Source organism: Streptomyces bullii (genome assembly GCF_042657145.1).
GTDB lineage: Bacteria > Actinomycetota > Actinomycetes > Streptomycetales > Streptomycetaceae > Streptomyces > Streptomyces bullii.
In genome coordinates this window covers 64057-84744 of record NZ_JBHSNY010000014.1, presented here as the reverse complement: position 1 = coordinate 84744, position 20688 = coordinate 64057, and the positions used below count along the sequence as shown (strand labels likewise).

Genomic DNA, 20688 nt, shown 5'->3' with positions numbered 1-20688 from the left:
CCTTGAGGGCGATTCCCTAGCCTGTCACCGACCCCGAGGACCGCGAGCGCCGTGTTCGATACTCTTTCCGATCGCCTCTCAGCGACCTTCAAGAACCTGCGCGGCAAGGGACGGCTCTCCGAGGCGGACATCGACGCCACGGCGCGCGAGATCCGCATCGCGCTCCTCGAGGCGGACGTGGCACTGCCGGTCGTCCGGGCGTTCATCAAGAACGTCAAGGAGCGCGCCCTCGGCGCCGAGGTCTCCCGCGCGCTGAACCCGGCGCAGCAGGTCCTCAAGATCGTCAATGAGGAACTGGTCACCATCCTCGGCGGCGAGACCCGGCGGCTGCGGTTCGCCAAGCAGCCGCCGACCGTGATCATGCTGGCGGGTCTGCAGGGCGCCGGTAAGACCACCCTCGCGGGCAAGCTCGGCAAGTGGCTCAAGGAGCAGGGCCACTCGCCGCTGCTGGTGGCCTGTGACCTCCAGCGGCCGAACGCCGTGAACCAGCTCGGCGTGGTCGCCGAGCGCGCCGGCGTGGGCATCTACGCTCCCGAGCCGGGCAACGGCGTCGGCGACCCGGTCAAGGTCGCCAAGGACTCCATCGAGTACGCGAAGTCCAAGGTCCACGACATCGTGATCGTGGACACCGCCGGCCGTCTCGGTATCGACCAGGAGATGATGCGGCAGGCGGCCGACATCCGGGACGCCGTCTCGCCCGACGAGATCCTGTTCGTCGTCGACGCGATGATCGGCCAGGACGCCGTCAACACCGCCGAGGCCTTCCGTGACGGCGTCGGCTTCGACGGCGTGGTGCTCTCCAAGCTCGACGGTGACGCCCGCGGTGGTGCGGCCCTGTCGATCCGGCAGATCACCGGCAAGCCGATCATGTTCGCCTCCAACGGCGAGAAGCTCGAGGACTTCGACGCCTTCCACCCGGACCGGATGGCCTCCCGCATCCTCGACATGGGTGACCTGCTCACCCTGATCGAGCAGGCGGAGAAGACGTTCAGCCAGGAAGAGGCCGAGAAGATGGCCTCCAAGCTGGCGTCCAAGAAGGGCCAGGACTTCACCCTGGACGACTTCCTGGCCCAGATGGAGCAGGTCCGCAAGATGGGCTCCATCTCCAAACTGCTCGGCATGCTGCCGGGCATGGGCCAGATCAAGGACCAGATCCAGAACCTCGACGAGCGCGACGTCGACCGCACCGCCGCCATCATCAAGTCGATGACCCCGGCCGAGCGTCAGGACCCGACCATCATCAACGGCTCGCGGCGCGCCCGTATCGCCCGTGGTTCCGGTGTCGAGGTCAGCGCGGTGAAGAACCTGGTCGAGCGGTTCTTCGAGGCCCGCAGGATGATGTCCCGCATGGCCCAGGGCGGCGGAATGCCTGGCATGCCGGGGATGCCGGGCATGGGCGGCGGTCCCGGCCGGGCGAAGAAGAAGCAGAAGCAGGCCAAGGGCAAGCAGCGCTCCGGCAACCCGATGAAGCGCAAGCAGCAGGAGCAGGAGGCCGCGGCCCGCCGCGCCGCCGCAGCGCAGAGCGGCAACGCCCTCGGACTGCCGCAGCAGGGCGCCAAGGACTTCGAACTGCCGGACGAGTTCAAGAAGTTCATGGGCTGACCGGCCCGCTCGTACGACGCCTGGGGCGCCCCTCTCCGCAGGGGCGCCCCTCGCGTTGCTCTCTCCGTCCGACCGGCGCACCGGCGGGCGGGGGCGATTTCCGGTCGTTACCGAGTCCGGGCGATCAGATACCGGAACACGTTCGGCATCCAGACGGTCCCGTCCCCCCGCTGGTAGGGATGCAGCGCCTCGGCCAGCTCCTTGTCGACCTGCACCTGGTCTGTCGCCGTGATTGCCGCGTCGAACAGTCCTGTCGACTTCAGGCCCCGTACCGCGCTGTCCACGTCGGCGTAACCGAAGGGGCAGGCCACCCGCCCGGACCCGTCCGGGCGCAGTCCGGCCCGCTGGGCGACCTCCTCCAGGTCGTCCCGCAGGGCGGGGCGCCAGCCGCTCGTGCCGCGCAGCGGCTCCGCGAGCTTGCTGGCCACCCGCAGCACCGACGCCGTGGCGCAGCGCTCCGGCGGTCCCCAGCCGGCCAGCACCACCGCCGCACCGCGCTCGGCCAGCGGCGTCGCCTCCGCCAGCAGCGCCCGCAGGCCCTCTCCGTCACCCGCCAGGCAGCCGATCGGCTCGAAGGCGGTCACCAGGGTGTACCCCCGCGCGTCCGTGTCCTCGGCGTCGCCCGCGTCCCGCGGCGAGCCGTCCACCAGCCGGGTGTCCGCACGCGCGCGCGTGTCCCACGCCTCGGGCAGCAGCCGCTCGCGCGCGAGCGCCAGCCGTTCGGAGCAGGAGTCGACACCGGTCACCGCGGCGCCCCGCGAGGCGGCCATCAACAGGGCGAGCCCGGAACCGCAGCCGAGGCCGAGCAGCCGCGTCGCAGGGCCCACTTCCAGTCGCTCGTAGACGGCCTCGTAGAGCGGTACGAGCATCCGCTCCTGGATTTCCGACCAGTCACGCGCGCGTGCACGCAGGTCCACGCGGGGGGCGGCCCCCGTGTGAGGCAGGTGCTGCCGCACGAGCGTAGGTGTCATATGTAAGCGCCCCAATCAGACGAGAGTTGCCGCTTGCCCATTCCTTGGCCCCCGTGCAGTGCGCCCGCACCCCCCGTATGCCAGGAAACTCCGCCCTCGACGCGGCGTCCAGTGGAAAGCGGCTCCGGCTTGAGAGTTGCATGTGCCGGTGGCGAGATTTCACATTCCGGCAATCTGGGCCCGTACCATCGCGCCATGGCAAAGGCATCCGTTCTCACGCCCCAGGCGGACGATTTCCCCCGCTGGTACCAGGATTTGATCAACAAGGCGGAGCTGGCCGACAACGGCCCGGTGCGCGGCACGATGGTCATCCGGCCGTACGGGTTCGGGCTCTGGGAGCGGATGCAGCAGGAGATGGACGCCCGGATCAAGGAGGCGGGCGCCCAGAACGCCTACTTCCCGCTGTTCATCCCGCAGGCCTACCTCACGAGGGAGGCCGAGCACGTCGAGGGTTTCGCGCCCGAGCTCGCCGTCGTCACGCACGGCGGCGGCAAGGAACTGGAGGAGCCCGTCGTCGTCCGGCCCACCTCCGAGACGATCATCAACGACTACTTCTCGAAGTGGGTCCAGAGCTATCGCGACCTTCCTCTGCTGATCAACCAGTGGGCGAATGTGGTGCGCTGGGAGATGCGCCCCCGCGTCTTCCTCAGGACGACGGAGTTTCTCTGGCAGGAGGGCCACACCGCACACGCCACCTACGAGGACGCCCGGGACTATGCCGCGTACATCCACAAGGAGGTGTATGCCGACTTCATGGTCGACGTCCTCGGCATCGACGTCGTGCTGGGCCGCAAAACCGCGAGCGAACGCTTCGCCGGCGCCATCAACACCCTCACCCTCGAAGCCATGATGGGCGACGGCAAGGCCCTCCAGATGGGCACCAGCCACGAACTCGGCCAGAACTTCGCCAGGGCCTTCCACACCCAGTACCTGTCGAAGGACGGGCGCCAGGAATACGTCTGGCAGACCTCCTGGGGCTCCTCCACCCGGATGGTCGGCGGCCTGATCATGTCGCACGGCGACGACAACGGGCTGCGGGTCCCGCCGCGGCTGGCCCCCGTCCAGGCGGTCGTCCTCGCGATCAAGGGCGACGAGGCGGTTCTGGCCAAGGTCCAGGAGCTCGGCGACCGGCTCAGGGCGGCCGGCGTCCGGGTGCACGTCGACGACCGCACCGACACCCCCTTCGGCCGCCGCGCCGTCGACTGGGAGCTCAAGGGCGTGCCCGTACGCGTCGAGGTCGGCCCACGTGACCTGGAGAACGGCACCGCGATGCTGGCCCGCCGTATCCCGGGCGGCAAGGAGCCGGTGCCCCTCGACGCGCTGGCCGGGCTGCTCCCGGCGGTGTTGGAGGAGGACCAGGCACTGCTGCTGAGGCAGTCCCGCGAGCGCCGGGAGTCGCGTACGTCCGACGTGGCGACGGTCGAGGAGGCCGTGGAGGCCGCCACCGCCGGCGGCTGGGCGCGCATCCCGTGGGCGGTACTCGGTGAAGAAGGCGAGGCCAGGCTGGCCGAGCACGGGGTGACCGTACGGTGTCTGGTCGCCGAGGACGGGTCGGTGCCGGACGCCGACGACGCGCCCGGTAACGTCGCGGTCGTCGCGCGCGCTTACTGAAGCAGCGCCCTGGCGACGCAGAGCGGCCGAAACGCCACTTGCGCATCCGCGGACCCCGGACGTCCCGGCGTGAGGAGACGGGGGGCGTACGCGGGACTACGCACCACCTTGGTATGAGCTGTGAGGCTTCTCCGCAGATCGACGCACCCGCCCTCGTCGGGACGCATCAGAGGCAACTGACGGGTACGTGCAAATTATTTGGGATGCCCCGGAATCGGAACACAGCGGCACCCCGGCTCGTTGTCATTACGTGAGCACGACACAGACACCACCTGTTCTCGCCGCAGAGCTGGCACAGGCGTGGGCCGACATCCAGCGGTACCACCCCGAGCTGCCCGACCTTGCCGCGCCAGAGTCCCTGATCGGGGAGTCGTCGTCCGCGTGCGGTCACGAGCTCTCCTTCGAGCGACTGCTGCATGAGGCAGTCCATGGCATCGCCGCCGCGCGCGGTGTCCGCGACACCTCCCGTGCCGGCCGCTACCACAACCGCAGATTCCTCGCCATCGCCGAGGAGCTGGGCCTGGACCACCCCGAGGAACCGCACCCCAGCAGCGGCTTCTCCCTGGTCACGCTCACCCCCGAGGCGAAGCGCCGCTACCGCCCGACGATCGAACGCCTCCAGCGCGCTCTGAAGGCCCACTCCGCCGCGACCGCGGCCGACACGGCGCGCAGCTTCCGCGGCCCGGCCGCCCGCCACGGCTCCTCCGGCGGCGGGGTCCGGGTCAAGGCGGTGTGCGACTGCGGCCGCAATGTCCGGGTCGTCCCCTCGGTCCTCGCCCAGGCCCCGATCGTCTGCGGCGGCTGCGGCAAGCCGTTCCGCATCCCGGAGGTCGTGGGAGCGGGCGCGGTGGCCGGCTGACGGCTCTCCCGGCATCTCGTGGGTGCCGGAGGCTCAGTGGCCGAGCCGCCGGGGGTGCCGCCGGGGCGGCACCCAGGGCGCGGCGGTACCCCGCCGCGCCACCACGTCGTGCGCCCGGCGTACGGCCACGCCGACGCCGGGTGCCGGTCAGGCACGCCCCGAAGCCGGCGTCCCACCCTCGGCCGAAGGCTGCCCGCGGCGTATGGCACAATGGCTAGCTGTACTCGACAGCCGCACAGGACCCCTCTCTCCTCCGGCTGACGCGTCCATCGGGCACTCGGGTACCGCAACCCCACGCGGCCGTCTCGCCGTGCCCAACCACGTCAAATCCAGGAGATCCCACTCCCGTGGCAGTCAAGATCAAGCTGAAGCGTCTGGGCAAGATCCGTTCGCCTCACTACCGCATCGTCGTCGCCGACTCCCGTACCCGCCGTGACGGCCGGGCCATCGAGGAGATCGGCAAGTACCACCCGACGTACAACCCGTCGGTCATGGAGGTCGACGCCGAGCGTGTGGCGTACTGGCTCTCCGTCGGCGCTCAGCCGACCGAGCCCGTGCTCGCCATCCTGAAGAAGACCGGCGACTGGCAGAAGTTCAAGGGCGAGCCCGCCCCGGCTCCGCTGCTCCAGCCGGCCGAGAAGCCCGCCCGTCCGTCGTTCGAGGCGATCAGCGGCGAGGACGAGGGCAAGGGCGAGGCGATCACCCAGAAGAAGAAGGCTGAGAAGAAGGACGAGGCCGCGGCCGAGTCCTCTGCGTCTGAGCCGACCGAGGCCTGAGCATGCTCGAGGAGGCTCTCGAGCACCTCGTGAAGGGCATCGTCGACAACCCTGACGATGTGCAGGTCGCCTCGCGCAACCTGCGCCGCGGACGTGTGCTCGAGGTCCGGGTCCACCCCGACGATCTCGGCAAGGTGATCGGCCGCAACGGTCGCACCGCACGCGCTCTGCGCACCGTCGTGGGCGCCATCGGCGGCCGCGGCGTCCGTGTCGACCTCGTCGACGTGGACCACGTCCGCTGACGCTTCGCAGCACCGGCTCGGGCCGGGGAGGGCCACTGGGCCGTCCCCGGCCCGTTGCCGTATGAGACCGGAGAGCGCCACGGACCGCCTCCGGCTCGCCAGTCGTTCCGACAGGAGAACCAAGCACCGTGCAGCTGGTAGTCGCTCGCATCGGCCGCGCCCACGGCATCAAGGGCGAGGTCACCGTCGAGGTACGCACCGACGAGCCGGAACTGCGGCTCGCCCCCGGTGCCGTCCTGGCCACCGACCCGGCCTCGGCCGGGCCGCTGACCATCGAGTCGGGCCGCGTCCACAGCGGCCGCCTGCTGCTGCGCTTCGAGGGCGTGCGCGACCGCAACGCCGCCGAGGCCCTGCGCAACACCCTGCTGATCGCCGACGTCGACCCCGACGAGCTGCCCGAGGGCGAGGACGAGTACTACGACCACCAGCTGATCGACCTCGACGTGGTGACCGTGGACGGCACGGAGGTCGGCCGCATCACCGAGGTCTCGCACCTGCCCTCGCAGGACGTCTTCGTGGTCGAACGCTCCGACGGGACCGAGGTCTTCGTCCCCTTCGTCCAGGAGATCGTCACCGAGATCGACCTGGAGGAGCAGAGGGCCGTCATCGACCCGCCGCCGGGCCTGATCGACGACCGTGCCGAGATCGCCTCGCCGAGGGACGACAGCGCATGAGACTCGACGTCGTCACGATCTTCCCCGAGTACCTCGACCCGCTGAACGTCTCCCTGGTCGGCAAGGCACGCGCGCGTGGACAGCTGAACGTACACGTGCACGATCTGCGCTCCTGGACGTACGACCGCCACAACACCGTCGACGACACCCCCTACGGCGGCGGCCCCGGCATGGTCATGAAGACCGAGCCCTGGGGGGACGCGCTGGACACCGTCCTCGCGGACGGCTACGAGACCGGCTCCCACGGGCCGGCTCTCATCGTGCCCACGCCCAGCGGCCGGCCCTTCACCCAGGAGCTCGCCGTCCACCTCTCCGAGCAGCCGTGGCTGATCTTCACGCCCGCCCGCTACGAGGGCATCGACCGCCGCGTCATCGACGAGTACGCCACCCGCATGCCCGTGTACGAGGTCTCCATCGGCGACTACGTGCTGGCCGGCGGCGAGGCGGCCGTCCTCGTCATCACCGAGGCCGTGGCCCGTCTGCTGCCCGGCGTCCTCGGCAACGCCGAGTCCCACCGCGACGACTCCTTCGCGCCCGGCGCCATGGCCAACCTCCTGGAAGGCCCCGTCTACACCAAGCCGCCCCTGTGGCGCGGCCGGGACATCCCGGAGGTGCTGCTCAGCGGACACCACGGGAAGATCGCCCGCTGGCGGCGTGACGAGGCCCTGCGGCGGACCACGGCCCACCGGCCCGACCTCATCGAGCGCTGCGACCCCAAGGCCTTCGACAAGAAGGACCGCGAGATGCTGTCGATCCTGGGCTGGGAGCCGGACCCCCAGGGGGAGCCGTACGGCCGATTTTGGCGCAGGGTCGAGGACGTGGAAGAATAGACCGCTGTTGTGCGCCGTCCGGCGTGCGCCCCTGCCGCAGGGGGACACGACGCCCGCCCCGACACGCACAGCTGCGATCCCAACCTCTAGTGCCGTTGATGACCTGCGGCATCAGCGAAGAAAGCAGACGAAATGTCTCACCTGCTCGACTCCGTCGACGCCGCGTCGCTGCGCAGCGACGTCCCGGCCTTCCGTCCCGGCGACACCGTCAACGTCCACGTCCGCGTCATCGAGGGCAACCGCTCCCGTGTGCAGCAGTTCAAGGGCGTAGTCATCCGCCGCCAGGGCTCCGGCGTGCGCGAGACCTTCACGGTCCGCAAGGTCTCCTTCTCCGTCGGCGTCGAGCGCACCTTCCCGGTGCACACCCCGATCGTGGAGAAGATCGAGCTCGTCACCAAGGGTGACGTCCGCCGCGCCAAGCTGTACTACCTGCGCGAGCTGCGCGGCAAGGCCGCGAAGATCAAGGAGAAGCGCGAGAGCTGAGCGCTTTTCCGGGGTCACGGCGGGGCCGGATAGCATCTGGCCCCGATGGACACCGAAGCACAGCCGACGGAGCGCGACCGCTCCTCCCGCCCTTCCGACTCCGGGGACACCCCGGAGACCGAGGGGCCGGAGGGACGGTCGCGTTTCGCGTTGGTGTCGCGGATCACGGACTGGCTCCCCGGCGGGCGGCTCACCCTCACCCTGCTGGTCTGCCTGCTGTTCCTGCTGCTGGTCAGCACCTTCGTGCTGCGGCCGTTCCAGATCCCCAGCGGATCGATGGAGCAGGGATTGAGGATCGGGGACCGCGTTCTCGTAAATAAGTTGGCATACCGTCTCGGTGCCGAACCGCAGCGGGGCGACGTGGTTGTGTTCGACGGCACCGGGTATTTCGGGGACGCCGACTACATCAAGCGCGTTGTCGGTGTGGGGGGAGACCATGTCGTCTGCTGTGACAAGGAGGGGAGGCTCCAGGTGAACGGCCGGTCGGTCGACGAGTCGACTTTCCTGTACCCCGGCGACAGCCCGTCCACCGTGCGCTTCGACGTCGTCGTGCCCCAGGGCACCCTGTTCGTCCTCGGCGACCACCGCAGCGCCTCCAGCGACTCGCGCGACCACCTCGGCTCGCCGGGCGGCGGCATGGTCCCCGTGCGCCAGGTCATCGGCCGCGCCGACTGGATCATCTGGCCCTTCTCCCACGCCGTCCGCCTGCACCGCCCCGACTCCTACGCGCGCGTGCCCGCCGCTCAGGCGGCTCCTGGGGGCACGGAGCACGCTCAGGGCGTGCGGGGCAACGCGGAGGGCGCCGCCCATGGGTAACCGCGGAAAACCGCGCGGGGTGCCCGCGAGCCCCGCCGACAACCTGCTGCCCACCGGCGCCCGGCGCGCCGGTGGCGCGGTCACCGGACGCACGCGGGCCGAGCGGCGCAAGCTCCAGCGCAAGGTGAAGCGCAAGCGCAGGCGCAGCGCGGTCAAGGAGATACCGCTTCTCGTCGGTGTCGCCGTCCTCATAGCGCTCGTGCTCAAGACGTTCCTCGTCCAGGCGTTCGTCATCCCGTCCGGCTCCATGGAGCAGACGATCCAGATCGGCGACCGCGTCCTGGTCGACAAGCTCACCCCGTGGTTCGGCTCCAAGCCGCAGCGCGGGGACGTCGTCGTCTTCAAGGACCCCGGCGGCTGGCTCCGGGGCGAGCAGACGGCCACGAAGAAGAACGACCCCGTCGTCGTCAAGCAGATCAAGGAAGGGCTGACCTTCATCGGTCTGCTGCCCTCCGACAACGAGAAGGACCTCATCAAACGGGTCGTCGGCGTCGGCGGCGACCGGGTCAAGTGCTGCGACGCGCAGGGGCGGGTCACCGTCAACGGCATTCCCCTGAACGAGGACTACCTGTATCCCGGCAACGCCCCGTCCAACACACCCTTCGACATCACCGTCCCCCCGGGCCGACTGTGGGTGATGGGCGACCACCGGGACAACTCAGCCGACTCCAGGTCCCACCGGAACACCGACTACGGGGGCACGGTCTCCGAGGACGAGGTGGTGGGACGGGCCATGGTCATCGCCTGGCCGCTGGGCCACTGGAGCACCCTGGAGGAGCCCCGGACCTACGCTTCCGTGTCCGACGCGGCCTCCGGGTCGACCGCTGCTCCCCGGCTGTCGCATAGGGTTGACCCCTACGATCAGAACGGAATGATCCAGCTCCCGAGCCCTGCGGAACTCCCGCTCGTTATGGGAGTGGTGGGCCTGCGCCGCGTGTGGGGCAGGCGGCGGCACAGAGTGAGGAGTTGGCGTGGGGGATGTGGCGGTTGGCGCACGGTCCGGACACGACGGCGAGGAGCACCGCGGGCGCCCCGCGGAATCAGCCGTCCCGGCCGCGAACAGCGCCGTGACCCCCGGGAGTGACTCCGGGGCAGCCGAGGGCGGCAGGGTGACGAGCGAGGAACCGAGGACAGAGGGCACCGACGACCGAGGAGCGGGCGGGACCCCCAAGCCGAAGAAACAACAGCGCTCCTTCTGGAAGGAGCTGCCGATCCTGATCGGCATCGCGCTGGTGCTGGCGCTGCTGATCAAGACGTTTCTGGTACAGGCGTTCTCCATCCCCTCGGACTCGATGCAGAACACCCTCCAGGAGGGCGACCGCGTCCTGGTCGACAAGCTCACCCCCTGGTTCGGCTCCGAGCCCGAGCGCGGAGAGGTCGTCGTCTTCCACGATCCCTCCAACTGGCTGGCCGGTGAGCCCACGGCCGACCCGAACGCGGTGCAGAAGGTCCTCAGCTGGATCGGCCTCATGCCGTCCGCCGAGGAGAAGGACCTCATCAAGCGGGTCGTCGGCGTCGGTGGCGACACGGTCGAGTGCAAGGGCACCGGGCCGCTGACGGTCAACGGCAAGGCGCTCAACGAGCCGTACGTCTATCCCGGCAACACGCCGTGCACCGTCGACGACCAGGGCGGCCAGTTCAAGGTAAAGGTTCCCAAGGGCTACATCTGGGTCATGGGCGACCACCGGCAGAACTCCCGGGACTCGCGCTACAACCAGTCCGACAAGAACCACGGCATGGTTCCCGTGAAGGACGTCGTCGGCCGCGCCATCGTCATCGCCTGGCCGATCAACCGCTGGGACACCCTGCCGGTTCCGGACACCTTCGACCAGCCGGGCCTGAGTGCCCGGTCCGCGGACGCCGCCCTGCCGGCCGCGCCCGACGCCCTCGCTCTCGTCGGCGTCGTACCGGTGGTGCTGTGGCGGCGCAGGCGGAGCGTGACGCAGGACGTGCGCTGAGCGAGCGCCTCGCGGGCCGCGGTCCCCGGGCTGGGAGCGGCGGCCGAGCTCCGGGGTCGTACGTCCCCGTCCACCCGATCGGGTGGGTGGGCCCGCCTGGGTACCGCCCGGTAGGGTGCGGACCCATGGGTGTCGAGAGCACGACGCGTACGGCCTCGCGCGGCGGCGCGAAGGGTGGCCCGGCGGGCAGCCGGACCGGACAGCGGCTGTCCGGGCTGGCCGTGGCGCTGGGCCTGATCCTTTTCCTCGGCGGATTCGCCTGGGGAGCGGTGGTCTACCGGCCGTACACCGTGCCCACCAGTTCGATGTCCCCGACGATCACGGCCGGCGAACGGGTGCTGGCCCAGCGCGTCGACGGCGGTGCGGTACGCCGTGGTGACGTCGTCGTCTTCAAGGACGCGACGTGGGCCAACGTGCCGATGGTCAAGCGGGTGGTCGCCGTCGGCGGCGACACCGTCTCCTGCTGCCAGGACGGCAAGCTGAAGGTCAACGGCAAGAGGATCGACGAACCGTATCTCCCCAACGGCACGGCGGCCGAGGTCAGCAACTTCCCGACCGTGACGGTCCCCGAGGGCCGCCTGTTCCTGCTCGGCGACGAGCGCGGGAACTCCGTGGACTCCACCGCCCACCTCACCGACGCCGCCAGCGGCACGGTGTCCCGCAAGGCCGTCGAGGCCCGCGTCGACGCCGTCGTCTGGCCCATGCACGGCATGTTGAAGAGCCCCACCGGCTTCGAGACCCTCGGCGCCCTCTCCTCGCCCGGTCCGCTCCGAACGATCGTCGGGCTGGTGATCGCCGGTGCGGTGCTGGTGCTGGGCGGGGCGGCGTACGGGCCCGTCGCCAAGCGTGCGGGCGCGGCCCGGGCCCGGGCGAGCACGGAGCCCGCCGGTGCCCGCTGAGCCGCTGCCGACGGAGGGGGACGCCCACGACGGCGGGCTGCGCAAGGTCGCCCGGGTGGTCCTGCTCGACCCACGGGACCGCATTCTGCTGCTGCACGGCCACGAGCCGGACGATCCCGCCGACGACTGGTGGTTCACACCCGGCGGCGGCGTGGAGGGCGACGAGACCCGTGAACAGGCCGCCCTGCGGGAACTCGCGGAGGAGACCGGCATCACGGAGGTCGAGCTCGGCCCGGTGCTGTGGCGGCGGACGTGCTCCTTCCCGTTCGCGGGCCGCCGCTGGGACCAGGACGAGTGGTACTACCTGGCCCGTACGGACCGTACGGCGACCCGGGCGACGGCCCTGACCGAGCTGGAGCGGCGCAGTGTCGCCGGAGCACGCTGGTGGACGTGTCAGGAACTGAGCCGGGCACATGAGACGGTGTATCCGACCAGACTCGCCGAGTTGCTGCGCAGGCTGCTCGACGAAGGTCCCCCCGCCGGGCCCGTGACCCTGGACACCGAAATCGTCTAGGGGCTCACGGGACTGGCGCACAATGGTGGGATCGCACGGCTGAAGGGGAACATGCCATGAGCGCCGAGGACCTCGAGAAGTACGAGACCGAGATGGAGCTCAAGCTCTACCGGGAGTACCGCGATGTCGTCGGTCTGTTCAAATATGTGATCGAGACCGAGCGGCGCTTCTACCTGACCAACGACTACGAGATGCAGGTGCACTCGGTCCAGGGCGAGGTGTTCTTCGAGGTGTCCATGGCGGACGCCTGGGTGTGGGACATGTACCGGCCGGCGCGCTTCGTGAAGCAGGTCCGCGTGCTCACGTTCAAAGACGTGAACATCGAGGAGCTGAACAAGAGCGATCTGGAGCTGCCGAGCGGGTGACGTTCACCCGCCCGGGTGACGAGGTTGTCCACAGGGCGGGAGTCGTCCACCAAGATCCAATAGCTCGTCGCGGGGCACGCATCGTTGGCGCCGGAGGTGGTGCCGACATGAACGCACGAAGTGCCCTCGGCAGGTACGGCGAGACACTGGCCGCTCGGCGGCTGGCCGAGGCCGGGATGACGGTCCTGGAGCGCAACTGGCGCTGCGGGAGGACCGGCGAGATCGACATCGTGGCCCGGGACGGGGACGTCCTGGTGGTCTGCGAGGTGAAGACCCGAAGGGCGGGTCCCTTCGAGCATCCGATGGCCGCGGTGACCCCGGACAAGGCGGAACGCCTGCGCGATCTCGCCGAGCGCTGGATCCAGACCCACGGGGGAGCGCCGCCCGGCGGAGTCCGCATCGACCTCGTCGGCGTCGTCCTGCCGGCCCGCGGCGCGCCGCTGGTGGAGCACGCGCGAGGGGTGTCCTGACATGGCGTTCGCTCGTACGTGTTCGGTGGCGCTGGTGGGCGTCGAGGGCGTGGTCGTCGAGGTGCAGGCCGACCTCGAACCGGGCGTCGCGGCGTTCACACTGGTGGGCCTGCCCGACAAGAGTCTGACGGAGAGCCGGGACCGGGTGCGGGCCGCGGTCGTCAACTCCGGGGCCTCCTGGCCCCAGAAGAAGCTGACGGTGGGCCTGAGCCCGGCGTCCGTGCCCAAGAGCGGCAGCGGCTTCGACCTTGCCGTCGCGGCGGCCGTCCTCGGCGCGGCCGAGCGCATCGATCCCCGGGTGCTCGCCGACATCGTGATGATCGGGGAGCTCGGCCTGGACGGAAGGGTGCGGCCGGTCCGCGGGGTGCTGCCGGCGGTGCTGGCGGCGGCGGACGCGGGATACGAGCAGGTGGTGGTGCCGGAGTGCGCGGCCGCCGAGGCGTCCCTCGTGCCCGGCGTGTCCGTGCTCGGCGTGCGCAGTCTGCGCCAGCTGATCGCCGTCCTCGCGGACGAGCCCGTGCCCGACGAGGAGCCGGACGAGCAGGGGCGGCCGGACCCCCTCCTGGCCGGCCTGCGGGTACCCGGCACGAGCGCCGCCACGGGCATGCACAGCGTCGGCGCCGCCCAGCACGACCACGGTCACGACCTCGCGGACGTGGTGGGCCAGATCTCGGCGCGCACGGCGGTGGAGGTCGCCGCGGCAGGCGGACACCACCTGTTCCTGGAGGGGCCGCCCGGCGCCGGCAAGACGATGCTGGCGGAGCGGCTGCCCACGATCCTGCCCCGGCTCACCCGGCAGGAGTCGCTGGAGGTCACGGCCGTGCACTCGGTGGCGGGCCTGCTGCCGGGGGGCAAGCCCCTGATCGACGTCGCGCCCTACTGCGCCCCGCACCACTCGGCCACGATGCAGGCGCTGGTCGGCGGTGGCCCCGGCATCGCACGCCCCGGAGCCGTGTCGCTGTCCCACCGCGGCGTCCTCTTTCTGGACGAGACGCCGGAGTTCAACAGCCGGGCGCTGGACGCCCTGCGCCAGCCGCTGGAGGCCGGGCACGTGGTGATCGCGCGCAGTGCGGGCGTCGTGCGTTTCCCGGCGAAGTTCTTGATGGTGCTCGCGGCCAACCCCTGTCCTTGCGGGCGGTTCTCCCAGAAGGACGCCCTGTGCGACTGCCCGCCCTCCGCGATCCGCCGCTACCAGGCCCGGCTGTCCGGCCCGCTGCTCGACCGCGTCGACCTCCGCGTCGAGGTGGACCGGGTCACACGCGGTGAACTGGCCGCGCGCGGGCGGCAGGGCGAGTCCACCGCGGTGGTCGCCGACCGGGTGCGGGAGGCGCGGGAGCGGGCCTGGGCGCGCCTCGCCGGAACTCCCTGGCGCACCAACAGCGAGATTCCCGGCCGGGATCTGCGCACCCGCTGGTACGCCGCGCCCGGCGCCATGGACGAGGCCGAGCGCAGTCTGGAACGGGGCGTGCTCACCGCCCGCGGACTCGACCGGGTGCTGCGGGTCGCCTGGACCGTCGCCGACCTGGTCGGCCACGACCGGCCCGACGCGTCCGACGTCGCGCTCGCCCTGCAACTGCGCACCGGGGTGCCGCGCGGCGTCCCCATGGCCATCGGGGCACTGACATGACCGCCGCAGGAGGACCGGACGACGAACTGCTCGACCGGGTCTTCCTCACCCGTGTCATCGAGCCCGGCGACGAGGCCGGTGGGCGGTGGGTCCGGGAGTTCGGGGTGCGGGAGGTGGTGCGGCGCCTGCGGGAGGGCGGCCGAACCCTGCCGGGAGTGAGCGGCACACGGTGGGAGGGGCTGCGGGCCAGGGCCGAGCGGGCCGAACCGCGCAGGGACCTCGCCGTCGCGCGGGACGCCGGGGTGCGGTTCGTGCGTCCGGGGGACGCCGAGTGGCCGGGACAGCTCGACGACCTCGGGGACGCCCGGCCCCTCGGACTGTGGGTGCGCGGCACGCCCAGTCTGCGGATGTGGGCGCTCAGGTCGGTGGCCGTCGTGGGGGCGCGGGCCTGCACCGAGTACGGGGCCCACATGGCGGCCACCCTCGCCGCCGGGCTCGCCGAACAGGGATGGGTCGTGGTCTCCGGCGGCGCCTACGGGGTCGACGGCGCCGCCCATCGCGGCGCGCTCGGCGCGGGCGGTGCCACCGTCGCCGTGCTCGCCTGCGGCGTCGACCGGCCCTACCCGCGCGGACACACCGAGCTGATCACCAGAATCGCCGAACAGGGTCTGGTGGTGGGCGAATTGCCGCCCGGGGAGCATCCGACCCCGAGCAGGTTCATCCTGCGGAACCGGGTGATCGCCGCCCTCACCCGGGGCACCGTGGTCGTCGAGGCGGCCCACCGCAGCGGCTCGCTCGTCACGGCCCGGGCGGCACAGCGCCTCGGCCGTCACACGATGGGAGTACCCGGCCCGGCCACCAGCGGACTCTCCGCCGGCGTGCACGAACTGCTGCGCGGCGAAGCGGTCCTCGTCACCGACGCCGCCGATGTCGTCGAACTCGTCGGCGACATCGGGGAACTGGCCCCGGAGCGGCGCGGACCGGTGCTGCCCCGGGACCTGCTGGGGCCCGCCACACGGCAGGTGCTGGCCGCGCTCCCGGCCCGCCGGGCGGCGCGGGCGACCGAGATCGCACGCGGCGCGCAGACCAGTCCCGACGACGCGGTCGCGAGACTGTACGAACTGCGGGCACTCGGTTACGTCGAACGACATGGCGACGGCTGGAAGTTGACACGCCAGGCGATGAGCTCCGTCCGTGACGGTCACGCACCGTGCTGACCGAGGAGGTTCGGCCGTCCGGGGGAACCCCGAGGTCCCTTGGAAATTCGCTCAGTTGGGTCGCTTTGGTGGTCACGCAGAGCGACCACCGTGCCCCGGTGGTACGCCCTGCGGAACGTATCTGCGTACCGTCCGACCTCCCCTCCTAGCGCACTGCGACGCCACAGTCACGCTACGCTCACGAGGATCCCGACACGGACAGGCAGCACGACACCAGACAGCACGACACCAGACAGGCAGCCCACCCGGGCACCAGCAGTCCACGGCAGAACGGCACAAGGCGACGAATGCCCCAGCACACCTCCGGGTCCGACCGGGCGGCCATCCCCCCAGCCGCCCGTGACGGTGGCAGCGTGCGGCCGCCCGCTCCCTCGACGCTCGACGAGCTGTGGCGGTCGTACAAGGAGACGGGGGACGAGCGACTGCGGGAGCAGCTGATCCTGCACTACTCGCCGCTCGTGAAGTACGTCGCGGGCCGGGTCAGCGTGGGGCTCCCGCCCAACGTCGACCAGGCGGACTTCGTCTCCTCCGGGGTGTTCGGACTGATCGACGCGATCGAGAAGTTCGACATCGACCGGGAGATCAAGTTCGAGACGTACGCGATCACCCGGATCCGGGGCGCCATGATCGACGAGCTCCGGGCGCTGGACTGGATCCCACGGTCGGTGCGGCAGAAGGCGCGCAACGTGGAGCGGGCCTACGCGACGCTGGAGGCGCGGCTGCGGCGGACACCGACGGAGAGCGAGGTCGCCGCCGAGATGGGCATCGCGGTCGACGAACTCCATGCCGTTTTCAGCCAGTTGTCGCTGGCCAACGTGGTGGCCCTGGAGGAGCTGCTGCACGGCGGCGAGAGCGGCGACGGCCTGAGCTTCATGGACACGCTGGAGGACACCGCCGCCGACAATCCCGTGGAGGTGGCCGAGGACCGGGAGCTGCGGCGGTTCCTGGCACGGGCGATCAACACGCTGCCCGAGCGGGAGAAGACCGTGGTCACGCTGTACTACTACGAGGGCCTCACGCTGGCCGAGATCGGGAACGTGCTGGGCGTGACCGAGAGCCGGGTCAGCCAGATCCACACCAAGTCCGTGCTGCAGCTGCGGGCGAAACTGGCGAGCTTCGGCCGGTGAGCCATGGGCCGGTCCGGAGAGTGACTCCCGCCGGCGGTGGCGCGTCCGTAAAGTGGTTGACGTGCCAAGGATTCGAGCGGCCTCCGTGGCCGAGCACCGGTCGATGCAGCGTGCCGCCCTGCTGGACGCGGCACGCTCCCTGCTGTCCGAGGGCGGGACGGAGGCGCTGACCTTCCCGGCCCTCGCCGAGCGGACGGGACTCGCGCGGTCGTCCGTGTACGAGTACTTCCGTTCGCGGGCGGCCGTCGTCGAGGAACTGTGCGAGGTCGACTTTCCCGTCTGGGCGGCGGACGTGTCGGCGGCGATGGAGCAGGCCGGTACGGCCGAGGCCAAGGTCGAGGCCTATGTGCGCAAGCAGCTGGAACTGGTCGGGGACCGGCGGCACCGGGCTGTCGTCGCGATCTCCGCGAGTGAGCTGGACGCGGGGGCCCGGGAGAAGATCCGGGCGGCCCACGGCGGGCTCGTCGCGATGATCGTCGAGGCGCTGGGCGAGATGGGCCACGCCGAGCCCCGGCTGGCGGCGATGCTGGTGCAGGGCGTTGTGGACGCGGCGGTGCGGCGGATCGAGCTGGGGGCGGCGGAGGAGCCGGCGGTCATCGCCGAGGCGGCGGTCGGAATGGTCCTGCGGGGTGTGCGGGGCTGAACCCCACCGCCCCTGCCGCGGTCCCCGCGCGGGCCGGCGCGCGCAGCCCTGGCGCGGCGGGGTGCGCCGCGGGATGCCGCCGGGCCCACCCGTGCTGCCCGGGCGTCCTGCATGCCCGGGGCTGGGCGGCGTGTATGCACCCGGCCTCACGCCGCGCCCCCGCGTCACGACGTGCCCGGCCTCACGCCGCGCCCCGGCTTCACCCCTGCGCCCTGCCTGGCCTCGTGTGCCGTTCGTCCCTGCCGGTGACTAGGACGGCAGGGGAAGCCCCAGGACCGGGAGGAGTCTCGACGGGCCTCGGTGCAGCAGCCACGGTGGCAGCAGGGACAGTGGGTCCAGGTACGTCCCGCCTCTGAGCAGGCCCCAGTGGACGCATGGGGCCGTGCAGTGGGAGCCCGTCGGGTCCACCGTGCCGATCACCTCGCCCGCGGCGACCTCCTCGTCCTTCTTCACCGACGCCGTCACCGGCTCGTACGTCGTCCGCAACGGCGGATCGCCCGTTCCCCTCAGTTCCACCGAGACGACGCCCCGGCCCGCCACCCGGCCCGCGAAGGAGACCCGGCCCGCCGTCACTGCCCGCACCGGTGTGCCGGGTGCTGCCGCCAGGTCCACGCCCCGGTGCCCCCGGCCGTACCGCGTCGCCGGGGGTTCCCAGCTGCGCAGCACCTCGGGGCGTGCCCCCACGGGCCATGCCCGGCCGATGGCAGGGACCTCCGTGTCCGCCGCCGGTGCCCCCGCTCCCGCGTCGGCCGCCACCAGCCGGTGCGGCGGGGGTGCCAGCAAGACGGCCACGGTCAGGACCGACAGCAACACCAGCCGTGCACACGTCCTCACGCATCGTTTCGTTCGCATGCGGACAGCGTCCCGGAACCCTGTCGATCATGGCCGGGGCCTGTGGACCACCGGCCGGTTGTGGACAACGGCGTCACCCGGCGCCCCGCGGGTCCCGTACACTTCTGGTGGCGACCCGGGCCACCGGGTCGACTTCGCACGCCCCGATACGACGCCCTCACCAGGCTCGTATCAGCGCCCCTCGGTCCCTCGTGGCACGGCGCACCGCGGGCGTCAGGCGCGGAAGCCGTCCGGCATCCGCGGCACAACCGAGAAACTCAAGGAGAGTACGGCCATGGCCGTCGTCACGATGCGGGAGCTGCTGGAGAGCGGCGTCCACTTCGGTCACCAGACCCGCCGTTGGAACCCGAAGATGAAGCGCTTCATCTTCACCGAGCGCAACGGCATCTACATCATCGACCTGCTCCAGTCGCTGTCGTACATCGACCGTGCCTACGAGTTCGTCAAGGAGACCGTCGCCCACGGCGGCACGGTCATGTTCGTCGGCACCAAGAAGCAGGCGCAGGAGGCCATCGCCGAGCAGGCCACCCGCGTCGGCATGCCCTACGTCAACCAGCGCTGGCTGGGCGGCATGCTCACCAACTTCTCGACCGTCTACAAGCGCCTGCAGCGCCTGAAGGAGCTCGAGCAGATCGACTTCGAGGACGTCGCGTCCTCCGGTCTGACCAAGAAGGAGCTCCTGGTCCTCTCGCGTGAGAAGGCCAAGCTGGAGAAGACCCTCGGCGGTATCCGCGAGATGCAGAAGGTGCCCAGCGCCGTCTGGATCGTGGACACCAAGAAGGAGCACATCGCCGTCGGTGAGGCCCGGAAGCTGAACATCCCGGTCGTCGCGATCCTCGACACCAACTGCGACCCCGACGAGGTCGACTACAAGATCCCGGGCAACGACGACGCGATCCGCTCCGTCACCCTGCTCACCCGCGTCATCGCCGACGCCGTCGCCGAGGGCCTCATCGCCCGCAGCGGTGTCGCCACCGAGGGCAAGGGCGAGAAGGCCGCCGGCGAGCCGCTCGCCGAGTGGGAGCGCGACCTGCTCGAGGGCGAGAAGAAGGCCGACGAGGCTCCGGCCGCCGAGGCCGCCGAGGCCGCCGAGGCCGCCGAGGCCGCCCCGGCCGCCGAGGCCGAGAAGCCCGCCGAGGCTCCGGCCGCCGAGGCCGAGCAGGCCTGACCCGTCAGCGTCGGTGTTGACGGCGGGAGCGGTGACATGAGTCCCCCTCGCCCCAAGGGCAGGGGAGGCGTCCCCGTCGCTCCCGCCGTTCACCCGTAGGTCAGCGGCAGGACGGCGGACTCTGTGCACATGGAGGCACAGGGAATCGCACCCCGCAGATCTTCGATCCTCCAGACTTCGAGAAAGATTCACAGACTCATGGCGAACTACACCGCCGCCGACGTCAAGAAGCTCCGCGAGCTCACGGGCGCCGGCATGATGGACTGCAAGAAGGCGCTGGACGAGGCCGAGGGCAACGTCGAGAAGGCCGTCGAGGCGCTCCGCATCAAGGGCCAGAAGGGCGTCGCCAAGCGCGAGGGCCGCTCCGCCGAGAACGGTGCCGTCGTCTCGATCATCGCCGACGACAACTCCTCCGGTGTCCTCGTCGAGCTGAAGTGCGAGACGGACTTCGTCGCCAAGGGCGAGAAGTTCCAGAGCGTGGCCACCGCCATCGCCGAGCACGTCGCCAAGACCTCCCCGGCCGACCTCGAGGCACTGCTCGCCTCCGAGATCGAGCCCGGCAAGACCGTCCAGGCGTTCGTGGACGAGGCCAACGCCAACCTGGGCGAAAAGATCGTGCTGGACCGCTTCGCGCAGTTCGCCGACGGCTACGTGACGGCGTACATGCACCGCACGATGCCCGACCTGCCCCCGCAGATCGGTGTCCTCGTCGAGCTCGACAAGCCCAACGCCGAGATCGCCAAGGGCGTCGCCCAGCACATCGCCGCCTTCGCGCCGAAGTACCTCTCCAAGGAGGACGTGCCGGCGGAGGTCGTCGAGTCCGAGCGCCGCATCGCCGAGGAGACCACCCGCGCCGAGGGCAAGCCCGAGGCCGCCCTGCCGAAGATCGTCGAGGGCCGCCTCAACGGCTTCTTCAAGGACGCCACGCTGCTGGGCCAGCCGTACGCGCTCGACAACAAGAAGTCCGTCCAGAAGGTGCTGGACGAGGCCGGTGTCACCCTGAAGCGCTTCACGCGTATCAAGGTCGGCATCTGAGTCCGTACC

The 20688-nt window shown here is 70.9% G+C and carries 23 protein-coding genes; 21 read left to right on the top strand and 2 right to left on the bottom strand.

The window, feature by feature from the left end:
• Positions 1 to 51: 51 nt before the first annotated feature.
• Complete coding sequence (ffh, locus tag ACFPZJ_RS33795; protein WP_381029766.1) at positions 52 to 1602, top strand: signal recognition particle protein; 1551 nt, start codon at positions 52 to 54, stop codon at positions 1600 to 1602.
• Positions 1603 to 1709: 107 nt separating this feature from the next.
• On the opposite strand, the gene ACFPZJ_RS33790 is transcribed toward ffh, so the two are convergent.
• Entirely contained in the window at positions 1710 to 2573 is an 864-nt protein-coding gene (locus ACFPZJ_RS33790) for a methyltransferase domain-containing protein (RefSeq protein WP_381029764.1), read from the bottom strand.
• A gap of 195 nt (positions 2574 to 2768) precedes the next feature.
• On the opposite strand from ACFPZJ_RS33790, the gene proS reads away from it, so the two are divergent.
• The 18 genes from proS to ACFPZJ_RS33700 all read left to right on the top strand — a co-directional run bounded on the left by proS (position 2769) and on the right by ACFPZJ_RS33700 (position 17624).
• Positions 2769 to 4184, top strand: coding sequence for a proline--tRNA ligase (proS, locus tag ACFPZJ_RS33785; protein ID WP_381029761.1), 1416 nt, complete (start codon positions 2769 to 2771; stop codon positions 4182 to 4184).
• A gap of 250 nt (positions 4185 to 4434) precedes the next feature.
• Positions 4435 to 5043: a hypothetical protein gene (locus tag ACFPZJ_RS33780; RefSeq protein WP_381029759.1), complete on the top strand. Its 609-nt coding sequence runs from the start codon at positions 4435 to 4437 to the stop codon at positions 5041 to 5043.
• 347 nt (positions 5044 to 5390) lie between these two features.
• Positions 5391 to 5819: a 30S ribosomal protein S16 gene (gene rpsP / locus ACFPZJ_RS33775; RefSeq protein WP_381029757.1), complete on the top strand. Its 429-nt coding sequence runs from the start codon at positions 5391 to 5393 to the stop codon at positions 5817 to 5819.
• 2 nt (positions 5820 to 5821) lie between these two features.
• Positions 5822 to 6061 carry an RNA-binding protein gene (locus ACFPZJ_RS33770; RefSeq protein WP_003973401.1) on the top strand — a complete coding sequence of 80 codons (240 nt, stop codon included), beginning with the start codon at positions 5822 to 5824 and terminating at the stop codon, positions 6059 to 6061.
• Between the two features lie 128 nt (positions 6062 to 6189).
• The gene (gene rimM, locus ACFPZJ_RS33765; protein WP_381029754.1) at positions 6190 to 6735 is read left to right on the top strand and encodes a ribosome maturation factor RimM; all 546 of its coding nucleotides are present in this window, start codon (positions 6190 to 6192) and stop codon (positions 6733 to 6735) included.
• Complete coding sequence (trmD, locus tag ACFPZJ_RS33760; protein WP_381029752.1) at positions 6732 to 7565, top strand: tRNA (guanosine(37)-N1)-methyltransferase TrmD; 834 nt, start codon at positions 6732 to 6734, stop codon at positions 7563 to 7565. Before rimM ends, trmD begins: the two co-directional genes overlap by 4 nt.
• A gap of 132 nt (positions 7566 to 7697) precedes the next feature.
• Entirely contained in the window at positions 7698 to 8048 is a 351-nt protein-coding gene (gene rplS, locus ACFPZJ_RS33755) for a 50S ribosomal protein L19 (protein WP_029385574.1), read from the top strand.
• Between the two features lie 45 nt (positions 8049 to 8093).
• Complete coding sequence (gene lepB, locus ACFPZJ_RS33750) at positions 8094 to 8864, top strand: signal peptidase I (RefSeq protein ID WP_381029749.1); 771 nt, start codon at positions 8094 to 8096, stop codon at positions 8862 to 8864.
• Positions 8857 to 9948: a signal peptidase I gene (gene lepB, locus ACFPZJ_RS33745; protein WP_381029746.1), complete on the top strand. Its 1092-nt coding sequence runs from the start codon at positions 8857 to 8859 to the stop codon at positions 9946 to 9948. Before lepB (ACFPZJ_RS33750) ends, lepB (ACFPZJ_RS33745) begins: the two co-directional genes overlap by 8 nt.
• Positions 9836 to 10822, top strand: coding sequence for a signal peptidase I (lepB, locus tag ACFPZJ_RS33740; protein WP_381029744.1), 987 nt, complete (start codon positions 9836 to 9838; stop codon positions 10820 to 10822). The genes lepB (ACFPZJ_RS33745) and lepB (ACFPZJ_RS33740) overlap by 113 nt, the downstream gene beginning before the upstream one ends.
• Before the next feature lie 125 nt (positions 10823 to 10947).
• Complete coding sequence (gene lepB, locus ACFPZJ_RS33735; protein ID WP_381029741.1) at positions 10948 to 11721, top strand: signal peptidase I; 774 nt, start codon at positions 10948 to 10950, stop codon at positions 11719 to 11721.
• Complete coding sequence (locus ACFPZJ_RS33730) at positions 11711 to 12235, top strand: NUDIX hydrolase (protein WP_381029738.1); 525 nt, start codon at positions 11711 to 11713, stop codon at positions 12233 to 12235. The genes lepB (ACFPZJ_RS33735) and ACFPZJ_RS33730 overlap by 11 nt, the downstream gene beginning before the upstream one ends.
• A gap of 56 nt (positions 12236 to 12291) precedes the next feature.
• The gene (locus ACFPZJ_RS33725; RefSeq protein ID WP_003993268.1) at positions 12292 to 12600 is read left to right on the top strand and encodes a DUF2469 domain-containing protein; all 309 of its coding nucleotides are present in this window, start codon (positions 12292 to 12294) and stop codon (positions 12598 to 12600) included.
• Positions 12601 to 12707: 107 nt separating this feature from the next.
• A complete protein-coding gene (locus ACFPZJ_RS33720; protein WP_381029737.1) occupies positions 12708 to 13070 on the top strand; it encodes a YraN family protein in 363 nt (120 codons plus the stop codon).
• Position 13071: 1 nt separating this feature from the next.
• Positions 13072 to 14697, top strand: a complete 1626-nt coding sequence (locus ACFPZJ_RS33715) for a YifB family Mg chelatase-like AAA ATPase (RefSeq protein WP_381029734.1) — start codon at positions 13072 to 13074, stop codon at positions 14695 to 14697.
• The gene (dprA, locus tag ACFPZJ_RS33710; RefSeq protein ID WP_381029732.1) at positions 14694 to 15854 is read left to right on the top strand and encodes a DNA-processing protein DprA; all 1161 of its coding nucleotides are present in this window, start codon (positions 14694 to 14696) and stop codon (positions 15852 to 15854) included. Before ACFPZJ_RS33715 ends, dprA begins: the two co-directional genes overlap by 4 nt.
• Before the next feature lie 287 nt (positions 15855 to 16141).
• The gene (gene whiG / locus ACFPZJ_RS33705; protein ID WP_381029729.1) at positions 16142 to 16981 is read left to right on the top strand and encodes an RNA polymerase sigma factor WhiG; all 840 of its coding nucleotides are present in this window, start codon (positions 16142 to 16144) and stop codon (positions 16979 to 16981) included.
• Between the two features lie 85 nt (positions 16982 to 17066).
• Complete coding sequence (locus tag ACFPZJ_RS33700) at positions 17067 to 17624, top strand: TetR/AcrR family transcriptional regulator (protein ID WP_381030077.1); 558 nt, start codon at positions 17067 to 17069, stop codon at positions 17622 to 17624.
• Between the two features lie 249 nt (positions 17625 to 17873).
• Here ACFPZJ_RS33700 and ACFPZJ_RS33695 read toward each other — a convergent pair whose 3' ends face one another.
• Positions 17874 to 18476, bottom strand: coding sequence for a M23 family metallopeptidase (locus tag ACFPZJ_RS33695; RefSeq protein WP_381029727.1), 603 nt, complete (start codon positions 18474 to 18476; stop codon positions 17874 to 17876).
• Positions 18477 to 18750: 274 nt separating this feature from the next.
• Here ACFPZJ_RS33695 and rpsB point away from each other — a divergent pair, with 274 nt between their 5' ends.
• Together rpsB and tsf are read left to right on the top strand one after the other, a co-directional pair.
• Positions 18751 to 19644 (top strand): 30S ribosomal protein S2, encoded by an 894-nt coding sequence (gene rpsB, locus ACFPZJ_RS33690; RefSeq protein WP_381029725.1) that lies wholly within the window; start codon positions 18751 to 18753, stop codon positions 19642 to 19644.
• A gap of 198 nt (positions 19645 to 19842) precedes the next feature.
• The gene (tsf, locus tag ACFPZJ_RS33685; protein ID WP_381029723.1) at positions 19843 to 20679 is read left to right on the top strand and encodes a translation elongation factor Ts; all 837 of its coding nucleotides are present in this window, start codon (positions 19843 to 19845) and stop codon (positions 20677 to 20679) included.
• Positions 20680 to 20688 lie beyond the last annotated feature (9 nt).